Raw genomic sequence first — 18,742 nt, forward strand, 5'->3', positions numbered from 1 at the left:
GACCACGGGAGGAGACCGGGTGAGGAGACGTGCGCATACCCACAAACTTTGCGTTCGGTAAACACACGGGGAAAGCGTGGAATCCCCACTCAATTGTTCTGGTTTCGCTGTGACTTGAGTCACAAGGGGCGGTAATTGTTGACCCTGTGTACCGAGTGGGGAGCGCGCTGTGATTCAGTGGCGGGGAACCTGCAAGAGCACGATCCGGGGCACCATCAGTAAAGGCGCCGAAGAGAACCCTTGATTCACTGCGAGGTCTCGGGGGGAGGGCGAGCGTGGAGACCGACTCGGAGCCCTATGTCCGCCTTGCGTCCCTGCGGCAGCTGCACCAGGCCATGGCCGACATGAACAAGGCCCGCAGCCTGGCGGACACCCTGCAGGCCGTCGCCGACGGCGTCGTCCAGGCCCTCGGCTACGAACTGGCGTGCGTCAACCTGGTCGGCCCCGACGGCGACCTCGTCGTCGCCGCCTTCGCCGGCAACCAGGCCGCCGAGGCGCTCATCACCGGCCGCTCGGGCTCCCGCGAGTCCTGGGACCGGCGCCTGAACATGGGCGAGCAGTGGGGCGACCTGATCTTCATACCCCACACCGAGGGCTGGGTCCTCGACGACGACGACGTCCCGCAGTGGTACACCGACGGGCCCGCGCCCCGCTTCGAGGACGAGTGGCACCCCTCGGACCGGCTCTTCGCCCCCATGTACGCCCCCGGCCCGCAGGGCGGCGGCAGCAGGGGCGAGCTGATCGGCGTCCTGTCCGTGGACCGGCCGCGCAACGGCCGTCGTCCCGGCGCCTGGGGCCGCGAGGCTTTGCAGATGTACGCGTTCCAGGCCGCCATCGCGATCAGCAACGCCCGGCTCCGCTCCAACATGCAGCGCGCGCTGGTCCGCCTCGAGCGCGACCAGCAGGCGCTCAGGGCGAGCGAGGAGAGCTTCCGGCAGGCCTTCGAGTACGCCCCCTCCGGCATGGCCATCGCCGAGATGGGCGGCGACCAGCACGGCCGCATCCTGCGCACCAACGACGCGCTCTGCCGCCTGCTGGGCCGCCGCGCCTCCTCGATGCGCCGCTACGCCTTCTCCGACCTGGTGCACCCCGAGGACATCGGCACCCTGCTGCGCACCTCCGCCGAGGGCGGCCGGGCCGAGCTGCGCCTGGGCCGCCGCGACGGCACCTACGTCTGGGTCTCGCTGCGCAACAGCGTCGTCGCCGACGCCGCCGACGGGCCGCGCTTCCTGCTCACACACGTCGAGGACATAGAGGAGCGCAAGCGCCGCGAGCTCCAGCTCGCCCACCGCGCCTCCCACGACTCCCTCACCGGCCTGCCGAACAGCGCCGAGCTGCGTTCCCGGCTCGCCGCCCGGCTGTGCCAGCGCCCGCAGTCCGCGCACGCGGCCGTGGCCGACGCCATGGACGCCGCCTACGGGCATCCGGCCGTGTTCGACTCCGGCGGCCACACCTTCGACTTCTCCGCCGTCGCCGAGCCGTACGGCGCCTTCGACCACCACGTGCACGCCGTGGCCCCCCAGGACGGCCGCGACGACGGCACCAAGGGGCTCGCGGTCCTCTTCTGCGACCTGGACGGCTTCAAGTCGATCAACGACCGGTTCGGGCACAACGCGGGCGACGCCGTGCTCATCGAGGTCGCCCGCCGGCTCAGCGGCGGGGTCCGCGACGGCGACACCGTGGCCCGGCTCGGCGGCGACGAGTTCGTGATCCTCGCCAACGGGCTCGGCCGGGCCGACGCCCAGGACCTCGCCGTACGGCTGCGGGGCGAGATCATCCAGCCGATCCGGGCCGAGGGCCGGGCCGTCCGCGTGGGCGCCAGCTTCGGCATCGGCTGGGCCCACTGCGGCATGACGGCGGACGAAGTCCTGAAGTCCGCCGACGAACGGATGTACATCGAGAAACGATCTCGTCCCAAACAGCATCGCCGGGCCGGATGATCACAAGGTCAGCGCGTTGATGCGGTCTGAGTCACCCGTTCGGGTCAGTGCGGGAGGGTAGGCTCGCTCTCTCACACACCCGTACCGCACCACGCACCGCATCTGGTTAGGAGACCAAGGGATGACGCCCGGCAACAACGGCGCGAGCACGCCCGAGGACGACGACCCCTTCGGCTACCTCTACGCCGACGGGCAGGCCAACGGGGCCCAGCCGCCGTCCGGGGGCTACGGCTACCCGAACTCCGTCAACCGGGTGCGTCCCGTCGGGACACGGCAGTACGGCGCACCGCAGGGCCAGGCCGCTCCGCCCCAGCAGGGCGCCTACGGGCAGCCGCAGGGGGCGTACGGGCAGCCGAACGCGCACTACGCCGCGCCGGAGACCTTCCCCGGCGGCGGCGGCCCCGGGGCCCCGCAGCAGCCGTCGGGGCACGGCGGGGGCGGCGGGCGCCGCGGCCCGAACACCAAGGGCCTGCTCATCGGCGCGGTGGCGGTGGTCGCCGCGGTGGTCATCGGCATCGCCGTGGCCATGACGAGCAGTGGCTCCGACGACGACAAGGGCGGCGACGAGGCGGGCGGTGACACCACCCCCACCCAGTCCCAGAGCAGCGGGCCGAGCCCGTCGGCGAGCGAGAGCGCCGAGGAAGAGGTGGAGCTGCCCTCCACCGAGGCGAAGGCGATGCGGCTGGGCGGCTCGGCCTCCCTCGCCTCCGAGGTGGAGGGCGCCCAGTCGGACGGCGGCGTCTACGTGGCCAACCTCAACCAGCCGGGGGCCTCGGTCACCTGGACCGTGGACGGCATCCCCGAGGACGGCCTCTACACCCTCTTCACCACCTACAGCGCGGCCGGCGAGGACCAGTCGATGACCCTCACGGTCAACGGCAAGGAGTTCGGCAGCAAGCTGAACCTGGGCAACTTCGCCCACGCCGAGGACGGCGACTTCGCCAAGGGCTGGACCAAGACCTTCGCCTGGCCCACCCTCAACAAGGGCACCAACACCATCACCCTGTCCTGCGCCGACGGCGACAAGTGCAACGTCCTGCTGGACCAGTTCTCCCTGAAGAAGGGCCAGGTCAAGGACTAGGACCGGCCCGCAGCGGGACGCGGCGGCCCCGGCGGGGTCAGGCCGCCCCCGACTCCGCCGTCACCGCGACCCCGCGCCCGAGCAGCTCCTCGTACGCCGCCCGGTCGAACTCGCCCGCCACCGGCGACAGCACGGTGGCCGCCGACAGGGCGACCGCGCGGGTCAGCCGGTCCGGCCAGGGCAGGTGCTCCACCAGTCCGGAGAGCAGGCCCGCCACCGCGGAGTCGCCCGCGCCGGTCGGGTTGCCGTGGACATGGGCCGGCGGTGCGGCGCGCCAGCGGCCCTCCGGGGTCACCGCGAGCAGGCCCTCGGCGCCCAGCGAGGCGACCACCGAGCGGGCACCGCGGCGCCGGGCGGCCTGCGCGGCCCGCTGCGGTTCGTGCGAGCCGGTCAGCTCGGCCAGCTCGTCGGCGTTCGGCTTGATCAGGTCCGGGCGGGCGGCCAGCCCCCGCCGCAGCGGCTCCCCGCTGGTGTCGAGCAGCACCGGCACGCCCGCGGCGCGCGCGGACCGCACCAGCCCGGCGTACGCGCCCACCGGGACGCCCGGCGGCAGGCTGCCGCACAGGGCCACCGCGGCGGCGCCGGTCAGCAGGTCCTCGTAGGCCACCTGGAAGGCGTTCCACTCGGCGGGCGCCACGGCCGGGCCCGGCTCGTTGAGCTGGGTGGTGTCGCCGGTGCGTTCGTCGACGACGGCGACGGTGCGCCGCGTCGCCCCGGCGACCGGCACGAGCGCGTCGGTCACCCCGGGCACGCCGGTCAGCTGCTCGCGCACGATGCCCCCCGTGGTGCCGCCCGCGAAGCCGGTGACCGTCACCTGGTGCCCGAGGGCCGCCAGGACGCGGGCCACGTTCAGCCCCTTGCCGCCGGGACGCTCGGTCACCTCGGTCACCCGGTGGGAGGCGTGGGGCCTGAGGCCCCGGACGCGGTAGGTGATGTCGAGCGCGGTGTTGAGAGTGACGGTGAGGATCACCGTGCCGACCTCCCCCGATCGTGTGCGGCTGGGCGTGCCCGCGGAGCTGCGCTCCACGACACGATCATGCCAAACGGCGGGCGGTCGGCCTAGGGGGTGTCGTTGGGATCGGGCCGGCTCCAGGCAAGGGTGCAGTGTGGCCGACCCGAGCGAGCTCTGGTGCGTGCAGCTGCAAGGCGGAGGAGGGCGGCAACGCGATGGGGCCCCCGCGCGAGCGCAGCCGAGCGTGGGGGAGTTGACGACCGACGACAACTCCGCGGATGTGCGTGCCGGGCCTCGCGACCCCGGCAAGATCCAAACGGCGCCCCCCAGCCCCCCGGTCGGCCATCCCTGGAGGGTCCCGGAGCGGACACGGGGACGGATCAGCCCAGTTGGGGATCGACCACCCAGGCGCCCCGGCGCATCACGCCCACCAGGTCGAAGGCGTCGTCCAGGACCACCAGGTCGGCGTCCTTGCCGGGTTCCAGGGAGCCGATGCGGTCGTCCAGGCCCAGCAGCCGCGCCGGGTTGGCCGAGATCGCGGCGACGACGTCCCCGACCGGCAGCCCGTCCACCGTCACCGCCCGCTTGAAGGCGCGGTCCAGGGTGAGCGTGGAGCCCGCGATCGAGCCGCCCTCCACCAGCCGGGCCACCCCGTCCGCGACCTCGACCTCGAGCGGGCCGAGCAGATAGCGGCCGTCGCCGAAACCGGCCGCGTCCATCGCGTCGGTGATGAAGGCGACCCGGGCGGCACCCGCGTGGTGGAAGGCCAGCTGCAGCGCGGCCGGGTGCAGGTGCGTGCCGTCGTTGATCAGCTCGACGGTGATCCGCTCGTCCTCGAGGAGCGCGGTGATGGGGCCCGGGGCGCGGTGGCCGACCGGGGGCATCGCGTTGAAGAGGTGCGTGGCGACGGTGGCGCCCGCGTCGATGGCCCGGACCGTCTGCTCGTACGTCGCGTCGGTGTGCCCGACGGCCGCGATCACGCCGTGCTCGACGAGCAGCCGTACGGAGTCCAGGCCGCCCGGCAGCTCCGTCGCCAGCGTCATCATCCTGGCGTGGCCGTGCGCCGCGTCGACCAGCTTGCGCACCTCGGCCGGGTCCGGGTCGCGCAGCAGCTGCTCGTCGTGGGCGCCCTTGCGGCACGGGGAGATGAACGGCCCCTCGAAGTGGATGCCAACGATGTCGCCCTGCTGCGCCAGCTCGGCGAGCATCCCGGCGTGCCGGGCGAGGAAGTCCAGGTCGCCGGTGACGGCGGAGGCGACGACCGTGGTCGTGCCGTGCCGGCGATGGGTCTCGACGCCCTTGAGGACGTCCTCGGCGGTGCCGCCGGCGAAGGAGGCGCCGCCGCCGCCGTGGTTGTGGATGTCGACGAAGCCGGGGACCACCCAGTGGCCCGACACGTCGACGACCTCGGCGTTCGGGGGAGCCGTGGCCGCGATCCGCGTGCCGTCGACGATCACGCGGCCGTCGTCCACGGTCCCGGTGGGCAGTACCACCCGGGCGCCGGCGAGAACCTTGCTTGGGGCCATCAGGTGGTTACCTCCGGGGGAGTCGCGGCCGCGGCGGCCGTGGAAGCAGCGGATGTCGGAGCGGTCCGGGCAGCCGGGGCAGCGCCGTCGAGCAGGTCCCAGGCCATCAGCCCGGCACCCAGGCAACCGGCGGTGTCCCCGAGTGCGGCGGGGACGATCTCCGGCAGCTTCTGGAAGGTCACGCGCCGCCGGACGGCGTCCCGCAGCGGTGTGAACAAGGTTTCCCCCGCCTCGGCGAGGCCGCCACCGATGATCAGGACGCGCGGGTCCAGCAGGGTGAGCGCGGTGACCAGTCCGTCGGCGAGTGCGTCCACGGCGTCCCGCCACACGGCGAGCGCGCGGGCGTCGCCCGACTCGACGGCCTTGGCGCAGTCGGCGGCGTCCGCCTCCGGGTCGCCCGAGGCCTCGGCCCACGCCTGGCTGACCGCCGACGCGGACGCGAACCGCTCCAGACAGCCGCGCTGCCCGCACGGGCAGGCGACGCCGCCGGGGCGCACGACGACGTGGCCGATCTCGCCCGCGAAGCCGTGCGCGCCCGCCTCGACCCGGCCGTCGATGCCGATGGCGCCCGCGATCCCGGTGCCCAGCGGCACGAACAGGAACCGGTCGGCCCCCTGCCCGGCGCCGATCCGGCCCTCGGCGAGGCCGCCGGTGCGCACGTCGTGGCCGAGGGCGACCGGGACGGAGCCGAGCCGCTCGCCGAGCAGCCTGCGCAGCGGTACGTCGCGCCAGCCCAGGTTGGCCGCGTACACGGCGACGCCCCGCTCGGCGTCGACGATGCCGGGGACGGCGACGCCGGCGGCACCGGCCGGCTCGCCGAAGCGGTCCGCGCCGTAGGCCCGCAGCTCGGCGGCGAAGTCGAGGATGTCCGCGACGACCGCCTCGGGCCCCCGCTCACGGCCGGTGGCACGGCGTGCCTGGTGCAGCAGTTCGCCCCCAGGTCCCGCCAGGGCGGCCTTCATCCCGGTGCCGCCCACATCGAGGGCGATGACATGTCTCACGGGGACAGTGTGGCCCGTCTACCCGGGAGAGGTCTAGTCCACTCGCGTGGTGTAGACCTTAATCCGTTAAGCGAACACGCGAACGAGCAGTGAACAACGAGCAGTGAACGACGAGTCGTCGGCAGGGTTGGGGAACAGGGTGCAGCGGCGTAGGACAGGAACGATCGCGGTGGTGTCCGCACTGGGCATGACGGTGGTCCTCGGCGGCTGCGGGCTGGCCGGCGACTCCGACGGGGTGACCCTGAAGCTCGTCGCCGCCGACTACGGCGACGGCAAGGAGAACAGCTCCCAGAAGTACTGGGACGAGCTGGCCAAGTCCTACGAGGCCAAGAACCCCGACGTGCACGTGGACGTCACCGTCTACTCGTGGAACGACGTCGACCGCAAGGTCCGCGAGATGGTCGAGGCGGGCAAGGCACCCGACATGGCGCAGATCGGCGCCTACTCGGACTACGCGGACAAGGACCTGCTCTACCGGGCCGACGACGTGCTCTCCATCCCGGTCCAGGCCGACTTCGTCTCCCAGCTGGCCGCCGCCGGCCAGGTCAACGGCGTGCAGTACGGCCTGCCCTTCGCGGCCTCCACCCGCGTGCTCTTCTACAACAAGACCCTGTTCGGCGAGGCCGGCCTCCAGCCGCCCAAGACGTGGGACGACCTCGCCGAGGCAGCCGAGGCGCTCGACGAGAAGGGCGTGAAGTACCCGTACGCCCTGCCGCTGGGCCCCGAGGAGGCACCGGCCGAGACGATGCAGTGGATGCTCAGCGGCGGAGGCGGCTACACCGACGACGTCGGCACCTACGCGATCGATTCGCCGCAGAACGCCACCACCTTCACCTGGCTGCGCGACGAACTGGTCGGCAAGGGCCTCACCGGACCGGTCGCCCCCGGCAAGCTCAACCGCGCCGCCGCCTTCGAAGCCTTCGCGGGCGGCGACGTGGGCATGCTCAACGGGCACCCCTCGCTGATGAAGACGGCCGCCGACAAGGGTGTGAAGTACGGGATGGTGACCACCCCGGGCGTGGACGGCGAGAGCAGGAACACCCTCGGGGTCTCGGACTGGATGACGGCCTTCAGGAAGAACGGCCACCAGGAGGAGATCGGCGACTTCCTCGACTTCGTCTACAGCGAGGAGAACGTCCTCGACTTCTCCCGCGAGTACGGCCTGCTGCCCGTGACCACCTCCGCCTCCCAGACCATGAGCACCGCCCCGGAGGACAAGAACCTCAAGCCGTTCCTGGACGAGCTGCTGCTCTCCCAGCTGTACCCGGTCGGCAAGGCCTCCTGGGCCTCGGTCAGCGCGGACGTCAAGAAGCACATCGGCGAGGCGGTCGCCCCCGGCGGCAGCCCAGAGGAGGTCCTCGGCGAGATCCAGGCGACGGCGATGCGGGCGAGCAGCGCGGAGTGACGGCCCAAGCGGCGGCCGCGTTGTCGGCGGCGGGCGTTACGGTTGCGTACATGGACCCGGGAGAGCTGGCCGAGCGGGAGCGGAGCGTCCTCGCACTGGAACGCCGGGGCTTCAGCGGCCCCGGCGCCAAGGAGCGTGCCGTCCGCGAGGAGCTGGGCCTGGCTCCCGTCCGCTACTACCAGCTCCTCAACGCCCTGCTGGACGACCCCCGCGCCCTGGCCGCCGACCCGGTGACGGTCAACCGCCTGCGCCGGGTGCGGGAGTCGCGCCGCGCGGAGCGCTGAGATTGCCCTCGGCGCCCGCGGGATAGGTTCGCCGTATGGGCAGCCACCAGGACTCCACCCGAGACGACTCCCCGCACCCCCTGCCGACGCCCACGACGGCCGCCGGACGCGAAGGGCTCGACGCCCTCCTCGCCGACCCCGGCCGCGCGGTGGTCGCGCTCGACTTCGACGGCACGCTCGCCCCGATCGTGCCCGACCCCGACCGGGCCCGCGCCCACCCGGAGGCCGTACCGGCCCTCGCCGCGCTCGCCCCGAAGGTCGCCTCGATCGCCGTGATCACCGGCCGCCCCGCCGAGGTCGCCGTCCACCACGGCGGCTTCGCGGGCGTCCCAGGCCTCGACCGCCTCGTCGTCCTCGGCCACTACGGCGCCGAGCGCTGGGACGCCGCCACCGGCACCCTCGCCACGCCCGCACCGCACCCCGGCGTCGCCGCCGTCCGCGCCGAGCTGCCGGGGCTGCTGGAGCGCTCCGGGGCCGCGGCGCAGGGCACCTGGACGGAGGACAAGGGGCACGCGGTCGCCGTCCACACCCGCCGCGCCCCCGACCCGCAGGCCGCCTTCGAGGCACTGCGCGCCCCCCTCGCCGGCCTGGCCGCCCGCCACGGCCTGATCGTCGAACCCGGCCGCATGGTCCTGGAGCTGCGCCCACCCGGCATGGACAAGGGCGCGGCCCTGCGGTCGTACGTCCACTCCCTCGACGCCGGCTCGGTCCTCTTCGCGGGCGACGACCTCGGCGACCTCCCGGCCTACGCGGCCGTCGACGTCCTCCGCACCGAGGGCACCCCCGGCCTGCTGGTGTGCAGCGCCAGCGACGAGGTGACGGAACTGCGCAGGCGCGCGGACGTCGAGGTCCCCGGCCCCGCCGGGGTCGTGGCCCTCCTGGCGGCCCTCGCGCACCGGCTGGCCTGAGACGACGTCACGGCCCCTTCCCCGGACCGTCACAGGCGTGTCCGGACAGCGCCGGCGGGGCAACCCGGCCCGCCGCCCCCGCTGTCTTGCACGCCGTAATGCCTGCTCAGTGCGGCACACGACCGTGGAGGAACCCGCCATGTCCGCTCGGAAGACCCCGATGCTCGCCCTCGCCGCCGTGGCCCTCGGCCTGGCGCTGACCGCCTGCGGCAACAGCGGCGACGGCGGCAACGGCGACGTCGACGCCGCCCCCACCGTGACCGCGACGCGCACCGCGCAGTCCCCCACCGCGGACGACGGGCCCGCCACCGGCGGCGCCTCCGCGCAGACCCCGACGGCGTCGAAGCCGGACCAGGGGGCGGGGGTCACGTGCACGGACCAGCGGGACTACGCCGGTGATCCGCGGTCGAACGCCGAGATCAACTCCATCGGCGCGGACACCGGCACCTGCCCCGAGCCGCAGTCGGGCGACGCGCCCTCCGGCACCCCCAAGCAGGACGGGGTCACGTGCACGGACCAGGTGAACTACGCCGGTGACCCGCGGTCGAACGCCGAGATCAACTCCATCGGCGCGGACACCGGCACCTGCCCGCCGGTCCAGGACCAGTAGCCCCGCCCGTCAGCCCCGCAGCGCCTCCAGCTGCTCCAGGAACCAGCGCGCCGGGGGCAGCGCGGTGCCGGCGGCCGCCAGCCGCTTCGAGCGTTCGGCCCGTTCCCCCGCCGGCAGGCCGAGCGCCGTGTGCAGCGCGTCCGCCGTGCCCACCACGTCGTACGGGTTCACCACCACGGCGTCCTCGCCCAGCTCCTCGTACGCCCCCGCCTCCCGGGACAGCACCAGCGCGCACCCCGCGTCGGAGACGACCGGCACCTCCTTGGCGACCAGGTTCATCCCGTCCCGGACGGGGTTGACCAGCGCCACGTCCGCCAGCCGGTACGCCGCCAGCGACCGCGCGAAGTCGTCCTTGAGATTCAGCACGACCGGCGTCCACCCCGGAGTGCCGAACTCCTCGTTGACCGCGTTCGCGACCCGCTCCACCTCGGCCGTGTAGTCCCGGTACACGGCGAGGTCCTGCCGCGAGGGGTAGGCGAAGGCGACGTGCACGACCCGCTCGCGCCACTCCGGCCGCCCGGCCAGCAGCTCCCGGTAGGCCAGCAGGCCCCGCACGATGTTCTTGGACAGCTCGGTGCGGTCCACCCGCACGATCGTGCGGCGGCCCTCCCCGATCTGCTCCCGCAGCTCCGCCATCCGCTCCTCGACGTCGGCCTCGTGCGACCGCTTCCGCAGGAAGTCGCCGTCGGCGCCCAGCCCGTGCACGCCGATCTCCGTGCCGCCGAGACCGCCCACCACCGCGTCGCAGCACGCGGTGAACGCGTCCGCCCAGCGCCGGGTGAGGAACCCGAGCCGGTCGGCGCCCAGCATCCCGCGCAGCACCTGCTCGGCGATGTCGTCCGGCAGCAGCCGGAAGTAGTCGACCGGGGCCCACGGCGTGTGCGAGAAGTGGCCGATCCTGAGGTCCGGACGCAGCTCGCGCAGCATCCCCGGCACCAGCGTCAGGTGGTAGTCCTGCACGATCGCGACCGCGCCCTCGGCCGCCTCCTCGGCCAGCGCCTCGGCGAAGGCCCGGTTGTACGCCTCGTAGGAGGCCCACTGCCGCCGGAACTCCGCGTCGAAGACCGGCTCCAGGGGCGTCTGGTACAGCATGTGGTGCACGAACCACAGCACGCTGTTGGCGATCCCGTTGTACGCGTCCGCGTGCACGTCGGCCGGTACGTCCAGCATCCGTACGCCGTCCTCACCGACCCCGCGCCGCACCGCCTCGCGGTCGCCGTCGCCGAGCGCCGAGCACACCCACAGCGCGCCGGCGTCGGGTCCGATGGCCGACAACCCCGACACGAGCCCGCCACCGCCCCGTTTGGCGTGCAGCGACCCGTCCTCCCGCACCTCGTACGAGACCGGCCCCCGGTTGGAGGCGACCAGCACCTGAGCAGCACCGAAGCTTGAAGCCATACGCCTCAACCTAGCCCGGCCCCCCGAACCTCAAACGTTCCCCGGTGTCACGTCGGCGGCGATTCGGTCACGCGTCTTGTGTGGAAACTGTGAACAGGTTGAGGATGTGCGGTGAACATTTCAACTTCTTGGGGGGGCGGGCGAACCATGCCCATACGCATACGTACGCGACACCCGCGCAGGGGCGGACTCGCCGGCACGGCGGCGCTGATCGCGGCCTGCGCGCTGGCCCTGGCGGGCTGCGGCGGCGACGGCGGCGACGGCGCGAGTACGAAGGCGGCGGGGACAGCCACGGCGGCCACCGCGACCGCCACCGCTACGCCGAGCAGCAGCCCGCCCCCCGAGGCGTCTCCCAGCCCTCAGCCGCCGACACCGGCTTTCACCCCGACCGCCGCCACGCTGTCGGACTTCACCGGCCGCACCATGAGGGCGGCCGTCCTCGCCGCCAAGGGAGCGCACGTCGACTACACCGTGCTCCTCCAGGGCACCGGGCAGCCGGCCTCCTCCTGGGGTCTCGACGAGAAGGTCTGCGCGCAGAGCGGCGGCTCCGGCACCGTGACCTTCACCGTCCCCCGCGACGGCCGCGACTGCGCCGGGCGCCTGCTGCACACGCCGAAGCCGACCCCGAAGCCGTCGAAGACCCGGGCCGACGGCACCGGCGGCACGAGCGGGGGCGGTGGAACCGGGGGCGGCACCGGTGTCTGCGAGCTGACGAGCCCGGCCGGCAACTGCTACGCCGACGGCCAGTTCTGCGCGACGAAGCACCGGGGCCTGAGCACCCACGGCCGCGGCGGCGAGTACCTGACCTGTGAGCAGGACTCCGGCGGCAGGTGGCGCTGGTCGGACGGCGTCCCCGGCTGAGGCGGGGTTCAGGCCACCTTCCGGGCCGCGTACTCCGCGATCTCCGCCATCGGGGGCCGTTCCTCGGTGTCCACGGCGTAGGTGCGCGGCTCGAAGCCGTCGACGCCCCGCTCGAACTGGGTGAGCGTCGGCCGGACCAGGTGGCCGCGGGCCAGCCGGAGCTGGGCGGTGCGGTAGATCGCGGCGGCCATCCGGCCCAGCGCCCGCCCGTCCTGGTGGCGGTGGACGCGGACCCCGACGTCGACCTGCGCGAGCGCGTCCAGGCCCACCAGGTGCAGGGCGTCGACCAGCATGCCGAGCTCGACGCCGTAGCCGACCGGGAAGGGGAGCCGTTCCAGCAGGGAGCGGCGGGCCGCGTACTCGCCGCCCAGCGGCTGGACGAACCCGGCCAGCTGCGGCCAGTGCATGTTGAGCAGCGGGCGGGCCATCAGCTCGGTGACCCGGCCGCCCTGCCCCGGGGCTGCGCCGAGCGGACGGTCGTACATGGCCTTGACCAGGTGCACGTCCGGATCGGTCAGCAGCGGGCCCACGATCCCGGAGACGAAGTCGGCGGAGAACTCGCGCAGGTCGGCGTCGACGAAGCAGACGATGTCCCCGCCGGTGACCAGCAGCGACCGCCACAGCACCTCGCCCTTGCCGGGCACGGCGGGGATGCGGGGGAGGATCGCGTCCCGGTGCACGACGCGCGCGCCGGCCGCCGCGGCCACCTCGGCCGTACGGTCGCTCGACCCGGAGTCCACGACCACGACCTCGTCGACCAGCGGCACCCGCAGCACCAGCTCCCGCCGGATCACCGTGACGATGTCGCCGACCGTCGCCTCCTCGTCCAGCGCGGGGAGCACCACGCTGACCGACTGCCCGGTGGCGTGCTTGGCGGACAGGAGCTGCCGGACGGTCCGGTCCCCGGCGGACCAGGAGCGTGCGCTCAGCCAGCGCTCGACTTCTTCCAGCACGTCCGGTGGTCTCCTTCGTGGTCCGTGGTGATCCGTTGTGATCCATCTCGCGGTACGGACGACTGTCTCAACGGTGGTGGCCTTCGGTTACAGTCTTGAACAACGCGTGGGACCACCGCATGCCGGGGTCGCCGCGCACCAGCGAAGAACAACTTCATACCGCTCATCCAGAGGGGCAGAGGGATACGGCCCGATGAAGCCCCGGCAACCCTCCAGCCGGCTCTTGTCACACGGACGTGGCGAGGCTCCCGGCTAGGGAAGGTGCCAAATCCGTCTCACGGCGAGATGCGTCGTGAGGAAGATGAGGAGAAAGGGCCTCGCCTCCATGGCTGTGCAGACTGCCGAAACCGCCACGAACACCACGACCTCCGCGGTCGACCTCGGCCCCGCCGCCGCCCTGAGCTGCCGGGAGTGCGGCCACAGGGTCCCGCTCGGACCGGTGTTCGCCTGCGAGGAGTGTTTCGGCCCCCTCGAGATCGCCTACGACTTCTCGGACTACGACACCGAGGAACTGCGGGGGCGCATCGAAGCGGGCCCCGCGAACATCTGGCGCTACGCCCCCCTGCTGCCCGTCCCGGCCGACGTCGCGACCAAGCCGAACATCAACCCCGGCTGGACCAAGCTCGTCAAGGCCGACAACCTCGCCCGCGAGCTGGGCGTCACCGGCGGCCTGTACGTCAAGGACGACTCCGGCAACCCCACGCACTCCTTCAAGGACCGCGTCGTCGCCCAGGCCCTGGAGGCCGCCCGCGCCTTCGGCTTCACCACCCTGTCCTGCTCCTCCACCGGCAACCTCGCCGGTGCCGTCGGCGCCGCCGCCGCCCGGGCCGGTTTCCGCTCCTGCGTGTTCATCCCGCACGACCTGGAGCAGGGCAAGGTCGTCATGGCCGCCGTCTACGGCGGTGAGCTCGTCGGCATCGAGGGCAACTACGACGACGTGAACCGCTTCTGCTCCGAGCTGATCGGCGACCCGGCCGGCGAGGGCTGGGGCTTCGTCAACGTCAACCTGCGCCCCTACTACGCCGAGGGCTCCAAGACCCTCGCGTACGAGATCTGCGAGCAGCTCGGCTGGGAGCTGCCCGACCAGCTCGTCGTGCCGATCGCGTCCGGCTCCCAGCTGACGAAGATCGACAAGGGGCTCAAGGAGCTGGTCCAACTCGGTCTGGTCGAGGACAAGCCGTACAAGATCTTCGGTGCGCAGGCCGAGGGCTGCTCGCCGGTCTCCACGGCGTTCAAGGCCGGTCACGACGTGGTGCGCCCGCAGAAGCCGAACACCATCGCCAAGTCGCTGGCCATCGGCAACCCGGCCGACGGCCCCTACGTCCTCGACATCGCCCGTCGCACCGGCGGTGCCGTGGAGGACGTGACCGACGAGCAGGTCGTGGACGCGATCAAGCTGCTCGCCCGCACGGAGGGCATCTTCGCCGAGACGGCGGGCGGCGTGACGGTCGGCGTCACGAAGAAGCTGATCGAGGACGGCGTGCTCGACCCGTCGCTCACCACCGTCGTCCTGAACACCGGCGACGGCCTCAAGACCCTCGACGCGGTGGCCGGCACCGGCCTCACCGCCACGATCCGTCCCAACCTGGACTCCTTCCGAGAGGCTGGCCTCGCATGAGCGTGACCGTTCGTATCCCGACCATCCTGCGCACCTACACCGGCGGCAAGGCCGAGGTCAGCGCCGAGGGGGCCAACCTCGGTGAGGTCATCTCCGACCTGGAGAAGAACCACACCGGCATCGCCGCCCGCGTCCTGGACGACCAGGGCAAGCTGCGCCGCTTCGTCAACGTCTACGTCAACGACGACGACGTCCGCTTCGAGCAGGGTCTTGAGACCTCGACGCCGGACGGCGCGGGCGTCTCGATCATCCCGGCGGTCGCCGGCGGCTGATACGGGTCGTAGCGCGCATTGCCCTCTCCGTGAGAGAAACGGAGGGGGCAATTCCATGTGATTGAGCGCGGTAGAGTTGGGGAACGCGCTCCCGATCGGCACAACGGGAACCGTTAATTCCTGCCGCCCGCCCGACAAGAAGCAGCCAAAGTACGGGCCCTTTCTGCGGCTTTTGTTCCCTTTGCGTGCCCCGACTTGACCCGTATTCAGGCGAATTCTCGCTACATTCCGGACCGGGCGCGTCCAGATTTCTCGTCCGATTGACCTGTTGCAGACGGCAGTTGGACAGATACATTCAGCCGCGGTCGACGCGTTCCGGCGCACGCCCCCAGTCGTGGGGGGCGAGGTCTGACCCGGGTCCGCGAAGTGCGGATCTGTGCAAGGGCCAGTAATAGGGGAGTTAGGCATGGCTCAGGGCACCGTCAAGTGGTTCAACGCGGAGAAGGGGTACGGCTTCATCGCGGTCGACGGTGGTGCGGATGTTTTCGTCCACTACAGCGCGATTCAGATGGACGGCTACCGCACCCTCGAAGAAGGCCAGCGGGTCGAGTTCGAGATCTCGCAGGGTCAGAAGGGCCCGCAGGCCGACATGGTTCGCCTCAGCGCCTGAGACGCGCGGCCGGCGCAGCACCCGGTCTTCGTCCGAAGGGCCCGTACCTCGAGGGGTACGGGCCCTTCGGCCTGCCCGGACGCGGGCCGTCCCCTTGTTCGCGGGTGGCTGACCGCGTGGCCCGATCCCCGAGAGGCGCTTGCACTCGACCATGCCGAGTGCTAATCATTGCGTTAGCACTCTGAAGGTGAGAGTGACAACGAAGGACCGGGTCGGTGAGGCCCGCGGGCCGGGTGGGGAAGGAACCACAAGGCCGGCGAGCCGTCCGTCGCGGGCGCGGGCGCGGTCCGAAGGAATCACCCCCAGTCCTGGAGGGACCACTTCACATGGCCAAGATCATCGCGTTCGACGAGGAGGCGCGGCGCGGCCTCGAGCGCGGCATGAACCAGCTCGCGGACGCCGTCAAGGTGACGCTCGGCCCCAAGGGCCGCAACGTCGTCCTCGAGAAGAAGTGGGGCGCCCCCACGATCACCAACGATGGTGTCTCCATCGCCAAGGAGATCGAGCTCGAGGACCCGTACGAGAAGATCGGCGCCGAGCTGGTCAAGGAAGTCGCCAAGAAGACGGACGACGTCGCCGGTGACGGTACGACCACCGCGACCGTCCTCGCCCAGGCCCTGGTCAAGGAAGGCCTGCGCAACGTCGCGGCCGGCGCCAACCCGATGGCCCTCAAGCGCGGCATCGAGAAGGCCGTCGAGGCCGTCTCCGCCGCCCTGCTCGAGCAGGCCAAGGATGTCGAGACCAAGGAGCAGATCGCCTCCACGGCCTCCATCTCCGCCGCCGACACCCAGATCGGCGAGCTCATCGCCGAGGCCATGGACAAGGTCGGCAAGGAAGGCGTCATCACCGTCGAGGAGTCCCAGACCTTCGGTCTGGAGCTGGAGCTCACCGAGGGTATGCGCTTCGACAAGGGCTACATCTCGGCGTACTTCGCCACCGACATGGAGCGTATGGAGGCGTCGCTCGACGACCCGTACATCCTGATCGCCAACTCCAAGATCGGCAACGTCAAGGACCTGCTGCCGCTCCTGGAGAAGGTCATGCAGTCGGGCAAGCCGCTGCTGATCATCGCCGAGGACGTCGAGGGCGAGGCCCTGTCGACCCTGGTCGTCAACAAGATCCGCGGCACCTTCAAGTCCGTCGCCGTCAAGGCCCCGGGCTTCGGCGACCGCCGCAAGGCCATGCTCGGCGACATCGCCATCCTCACCGGCGGCGAGGTCATCTCCGAGGAGGTCGGCCTCAAGCTGGAGAACGCCACGCTGGACCTGCTGGGCAGCGCGCGCAAGGTCGTCATCACCAAGGACGAGACCACGATCGTGGACGGCGCCGGCTCGGCCGACCAGGTCCAGGGCCGCGTCAACCAGATCCGCGCCGAGATCGAGAACAGCGACTCGGACTACGACCGCGAGAAGCTCCAGGAGCGCCTGGCGAAGCTGGCCGGCGGCGTGGCCGTCATCAAGGCCGGTGCCGCCACCGAGGTCGAGCTCAAGGAGCGCAAGCACCGCATCGAGGACGCCGTCCGCAACGCGAAGGCGGCCGTCGAGGAGGGCATCGTCGCCGGTGGTGGCGTGGCCCTGCTCCAGGCCTCCCAGGTCTTCGAGAAGCTGGAGCTGACGGGTGACGAGGCGACCGGCGCCAACGCCGTGAAGCTCGCCCTGGAGGCCCCGCTGAAGCAGATCGCCGTCAACGGCGGTCTCGAGGGTGGCGTCGTCGTGGAGAAGGTCCGCAACCTGACCGTCGGCCACGGCCTGAACGCCGCTTCCGGCGAGTACGTCGACATGATCGCCGAGGGCATCATCGACCCGGCGAAGGTGACCCGCTCTGCCCTGCAGAACGCCGCCTCCATCGCCGCGCTGTTCCTCACCACCGAGGCCGTCATCGCCGACAAGCCGGAGAAGGCCGCTCCGGCGGGCGCCCCGGGCGGCATGCCGGGCGGTGACATGGACTTCTGATCGACCGGTTCCGGTTGATCGACCGTCCTGCACGGACCGAGGGCGGCACTCCCCGAGAGGGGGGTGCCGCCCTCGGGCTTTTCCGCGTTCTGGGCCGGCCGCCGTATGTGTCCCGGGTCACGGCGGATCGGCGGCCGCGGACGGAATGCACGGGCCGGACCGGGCCGTTCACCGAGGAGTGCGATGAATGCGTGCGCACATACCACCCGGTACCTACTCCAGGGAGTCCGTAAGTGACCGCCACCCCCACCGAGGCAGCCTCCCGCGCCGCCCAGCTCCTCGCCCGCCCCGCCACGATCAACGGCCTGACCGTGCCGAACCGCATCGCGATGGCGCCGATGACCCGCATGTTCTCCCCGGGCGGCATCCCCGGCGAGGACGTGGTCTCGTACTACGCGCGCCGCGCCGCCGCCGGGGTCGGCCTGATCGTCACCGAGGGCACCTACGTCGGGCACGAGTCCGCCGGGCAGAGCGACCGCGTGCCGCGTTTCCACGGCGAGGAGCAGCTCGCCGGGTGGGCGAAGGTCGCCGAGGCGGTGCACGCGGCGGGCGGCACCATCGTGCCGCAGCTGTGGCACATCGGCATGGTCCGCAAGGCCGGGGACCAGCCCTTCCCGGACGCCCCCGCCGTCGGCCCGTCCGGCCTGCGCATCGGCGAGGACGAGCCCACCGGCACCGCGATGACCCAGCGCGACCTGGACGACGTCGTCGGCGCCTTCGCCGAGGCCGCCGCGGCCGCCGAGCGCATCGGCTTCGACGGCGTGGAGATCCACGGCGCCCACGGCTACCTCGTCGACCAGTTCCTGTGGTCCGGCACCAACCGCCGCACCGACGCCTACGGCGGCGACCCCGTGGCCCGGACGAAGTTCGCCGCCGAGATCGTGGCCGCCGTACGGGAGACGGTCTCCGCCGACTTCCCGGTGATCTTCCGCTACTCCCAGTGGAAGCAGGAGGCCTACGACGCCCGCCTCGCCGAGACCCCCGAGGAGCTGGAGGCCGTCCTCGCCCCGCTCGCCTCGGCCGGCGTCGACGCCTTCCACGCCTCCACCCGCCGCTACTGGCTCCCCGAGTTCGAGGACTCCGACCTCAACCTCGCCGGCTGGACCAAGAAGCTCACCGGCAAGACCGCCATCACCGTCGGCTCGGTCGGCCTCGACGGCGACTTCACCAAGGCCTTCCAGGGCGAGGGTGCCCCCGTGCGCGGCCTCGACAACCTCCTCGACCGCCTGGAGCGCGACGAGTTCGACCTCGTCGCCGTGGGCCGCGCCCTGCTCCAGGACCCGCGGTGGGCCGAGAAGGTGCTCGGCGGCCGCTTCGACGAACTCGCCCCCTACGACGCGGCATCGCTGAAGACCCTCGGCTGAGCGCGGT

17 protein-coding genes and 1 riboswitch are annotated in these 18,742 nt (G+C 72.2%); of the genes, 12 read left to right on the forward strand and 5 right to left on the reverse strand.

The genetic code is table 11. The annotated features are described in order from the left end of the window. The first annotated feature begins 275 nt into the window (after positions 1-275). Together cdgB and AB0P07_RS31385 are read left to right on the forward strand one after the other, a co-directional pair. A complete protein-coding gene (cdgB, locus tag AB0P07_RS31380; protein ID WP_365556514.1) occupies positions 276-1,940 on the forward strand; it encodes a diguanylate cyclase CdgB in 1,665 nt (554 codons plus the stop codon). A gap of 121 nt (positions 1,941-2,061) precedes the next feature. Further along, positions 2,062-3,021 (forward strand): carbohydrate-binding protein, encoded by a 960-nt coding sequence (locus AB0P07_RS31385; protein ID WP_365556516.1) that lies wholly within the window; start codon positions 2,062-2,064, stop codon positions 3,019-3,021. Positions 3,022-3,058: 37 nt separating this feature from the next. On the opposite strand, the gene AB0P07_RS31390 is transcribed toward AB0P07_RS31385, so the two are convergent. From AB0P07_RS31390 to AB0P07_RS31400, 3 genes are all read right to left on the reverse strand, one after another. Then, positions 3,059-3,991, reverse strand: a complete 933-nt coding sequence (locus AB0P07_RS31390; protein WP_365556667.1) for a 1-phosphofructokinase family hexose kinase — start codon at positions 3,989-3,991, stop codon at positions 3,059-3,061. A 362-nt stretch (positions 3,992-4,353) separates the two neighbouring features. Then, entirely contained in the window at positions 4,354-5,499 is a 1,146-nt protein-coding gene (nagA, locus tag AB0P07_RS31395) for an N-acetylglucosamine-6-phosphate deacetylase (RefSeq protein WP_365556518.1), read from the reverse strand. Continuing rightward, positions 5,499-6,500: an ROK family protein gene (locus tag AB0P07_RS31400; RefSeq protein WP_365556520.1), complete on the reverse strand. Its 1,002-nt coding sequence runs from the start codon at positions 6,498-6,500 to the stop codon at positions 5,499-5,501. The genes nagA and AB0P07_RS31400 overlap by 1 nt, the downstream gene beginning before the upstream one ends. Before the next feature lie 187 nt (positions 6,501-6,687). Here AB0P07_RS31400 and AB0P07_RS31405 point away from each other — a divergent pair, with 187 nt between their 5' ends. The 4 genes from AB0P07_RS31405 (at position 6,688) to AB0P07_RS31420 (ending at position 9,707) form a co-directional block, all read left to right on the forward strand. Beyond that, positions 6,688-7,905 (forward strand): extracellular solute-binding protein, encoded by a 1,218-nt coding sequence (locus AB0P07_RS31405; RefSeq protein ID WP_365556668.1) that lies wholly within the window; start codon positions 6,688-6,690, stop codon positions 7,903-7,905. Positions 7,906-7,955: 50 nt separating this feature from the next. After that, complete coding sequence (locus tag AB0P07_RS31410) at positions 7,956-8,189, forward strand: DUF3263 domain-containing protein (protein WP_365556522.1); 234 nt, start codon at positions 7,956-7,958, stop codon at positions 8,187-8,189. A 35-nt stretch (positions 8,190-8,224) separates the two neighbouring features. Continuing rightward, positions 8,225-9,097 (forward strand): trehalose-phosphatase, encoded by an 873-nt coding sequence (gene otsB / locus AB0P07_RS31415; RefSeq protein WP_365556524.1) that lies wholly within the window; start codon positions 8,225-8,227, stop codon positions 9,095-9,097. A 139-nt stretch (positions 9,098-9,236) separates the two neighbouring features. Then, entirely contained in the window at positions 9,237-9,707 is a 471-nt protein-coding gene (locus AB0P07_RS31420; protein WP_365556526.1) for a hypothetical protein, read from the forward strand. A gap of 9 nt (positions 9,708-9,716) precedes the next feature. Here AB0P07_RS31420 and AB0P07_RS31425 read toward each other — a convergent pair whose 3' ends face one another. Further along, positions 9,717-11,105 (reverse strand): trehalose-6-phosphate synthase, encoded by a 1,389-nt coding sequence (locus AB0P07_RS31425; protein ID WP_102930602.1) that lies wholly within the window; start codon positions 11,103-11,105, stop codon positions 9,717-9,719. A gap of 147 nt (positions 11,106-11,252) precedes the next feature. Here AB0P07_RS31425 and AB0P07_RS31430 point away from each other — a divergent pair, with 147 nt between their 5' ends. Beyond that, a complete protein-coding gene (locus AB0P07_RS31430; protein ID WP_365556528.1) occupies positions 11,253-11,966 on the forward strand; it encodes a hypothetical protein in 714 nt (237 codons plus the stop codon). Positions 11,967-11,974: 8 nt separating this feature from the next. Here the strand turns inward: AB0P07_RS31430 and AB0P07_RS31435 are convergent, their stop codons facing one another. Beyond that, on the reverse strand, positions 11,975-12,919 hold the full coding sequence (locus tag AB0P07_RS31435; RefSeq protein WP_365556530.1) for a glucosyl-3-phosphoglycerate synthase: 945 nt from the start codon (positions 12,917-12,919) through the stop codon (positions 11,975-11,977). A 160-nt stretch (positions 12,920-13,079) separates the two neighbouring features. After that, a riboswitch (SAM riboswitch) is annotated at positions 13,080-13,227 on the forward strand. 17 nt (positions 13,228-13,244) lie between these two features. Here AB0P07_RS31435 and thrC point away from each other — a divergent pair. From thrC to AB0P07_RS31460, 5 genes are all read left to right on the forward strand, one after another. After that, positions 13,245-14,537 (forward strand): threonine synthase, encoded by a 1,293-nt coding sequence (gene thrC / locus AB0P07_RS31440; protein ID WP_365556532.1) that lies wholly within the window; start codon positions 13,245-13,247, stop codon positions 14,535-14,537. Then, positions 14,534-14,809 (forward strand): MoaD/ThiS family protein, encoded by a 276-nt coding sequence (locus tag AB0P07_RS31445; RefSeq protein WP_125630580.1) that lies wholly within the window; start codon positions 14,534-14,536, stop codon positions 14,807-14,809. Before thrC ends, AB0P07_RS31445 begins: the two co-directional genes overlap by 4 nt. 406 nt (positions 14,810-15,215) lie before the next feature. Next, positions 15,216-15,419, forward strand: a complete 204-nt coding sequence (locus tag AB0P07_RS31450; RefSeq protein ID WP_004929928.1) for a cold-shock protein — start codon at positions 15,216-15,218, stop codon at positions 15,417-15,419. A 326-nt stretch (positions 15,420-15,745) separates the two neighbouring features. Further along, positions 15,746-17,371: a chaperonin GroEL gene (gene groL / locus AB0P07_RS31455; protein ID WP_061444067.1), complete on the forward strand. Its 1,626-nt coding sequence runs from the start codon at positions 15,746-15,748 to the stop codon at positions 17,369-17,371. Positions 17,372-17,604: 233 nt separating this feature from the next. Further along, on the forward strand, positions 17,605-18,735 hold the full coding sequence (locus tag AB0P07_RS31460) for an NADH:flavin oxidoreductase (protein ID WP_365556534.1): 1,131 nt from the start codon (positions 17,605-17,607) through the stop codon (positions 18,733-18,735). Positions 18,736-18,742 lie beyond the last annotated feature (7 nt).

This window comes from Streptomyces sp. NPDC085944, assembly GCF_040686295.1.
GTDB lineage: Bacteria > Actinomycetota > Actinomycetes > Streptomycetales > Streptomycetaceae > Streptomyces > Streptomyces salinarius.

Excerpts from the sequence above, each read along its gene's own strand:
- AB0P07_RS31385 (WP_365556516.1), top strand. The coding sequence starts at position 2,062 with ATGACGCCCGGCAACAACGGCGCGAGCACGCCCGAGGACGACGACCCC.
- nagA (WP_365556518.1), bottom strand. The coding sequence starts at position 5,499 with ATGGCCCCAAGCAAGGTTCTCGCCGGCGCCCGGGTGGTACTGCCCACC.
- AB0P07_RS31405 (WP_365556668.1), top strand. The coding sequence starts at position 6,688 with ATGACGGTGGTCCTCGGCGGCTGCGGGCTGGCCGGCGACTCCGACGGG.
- AB0P07_RS31410 (WP_365556522.1), top strand. The coding sequence starts at position 7,956 with ATGGACCCGGGAGAGCTGGCCGAGCGGGAGCGGAGCGTCCTCGCACTG.
- otsB (WP_365556524.1), top strand. The coding sequence starts at position 8,225 with ATGGGCAGCCACCAGGACTCCACCCGAGACGACTCCCCGCACCCCCTG.
- AB0P07_RS31420 (WP_365556526.1), top strand. The coding sequence starts at position 9,237 with ATGTCCGCTCGGAAGACCCCGATGCTCGCCCTCGCCGCCGTGGCCCTC.
- AB0P07_RS31425 (WP_102930602.1), bottom strand. The coding sequence starts at position 11,105 with ATGGCTTCAAGCTTCGGTGCTGCTCAGGTGCTGGTCGCCTCCAACCGG.
- AB0P07_RS31430 (WP_365556528.1), top strand. The coding sequence starts at position 11,253 with ATGCCCATACGCATACGTACGCGACACCCGCGCAGGGGCGGACTCGCC.
- thrC (WP_365556532.1), top strand. The coding sequence starts at position 13,245 with ATGGCTGTGCAGACTGCCGAAACCGCCACGAACACCACGACCTCCGCG.
- AB0P07_RS31445 (WP_125630580.1), top strand. The coding sequence starts at position 14,534 with ATGAGCGTGACCGTTCGTATCCCGACCATCCTGCGCACCTACACCGGC.
- AB0P07_RS31450 (WP_004929928.1), top strand. The coding sequence starts at position 15,216 with ATGGCTCAGGGCACCGTCAAGTGGTTCAACGCGGAGAAGGGGTACGGC.
- groL (WP_061444067.1), top strand. The coding sequence starts at position 15,746 with ATGGCCAAGATCATCGCGTTCGACGAGGAGGCGCGGCGCGGCCTCGAG.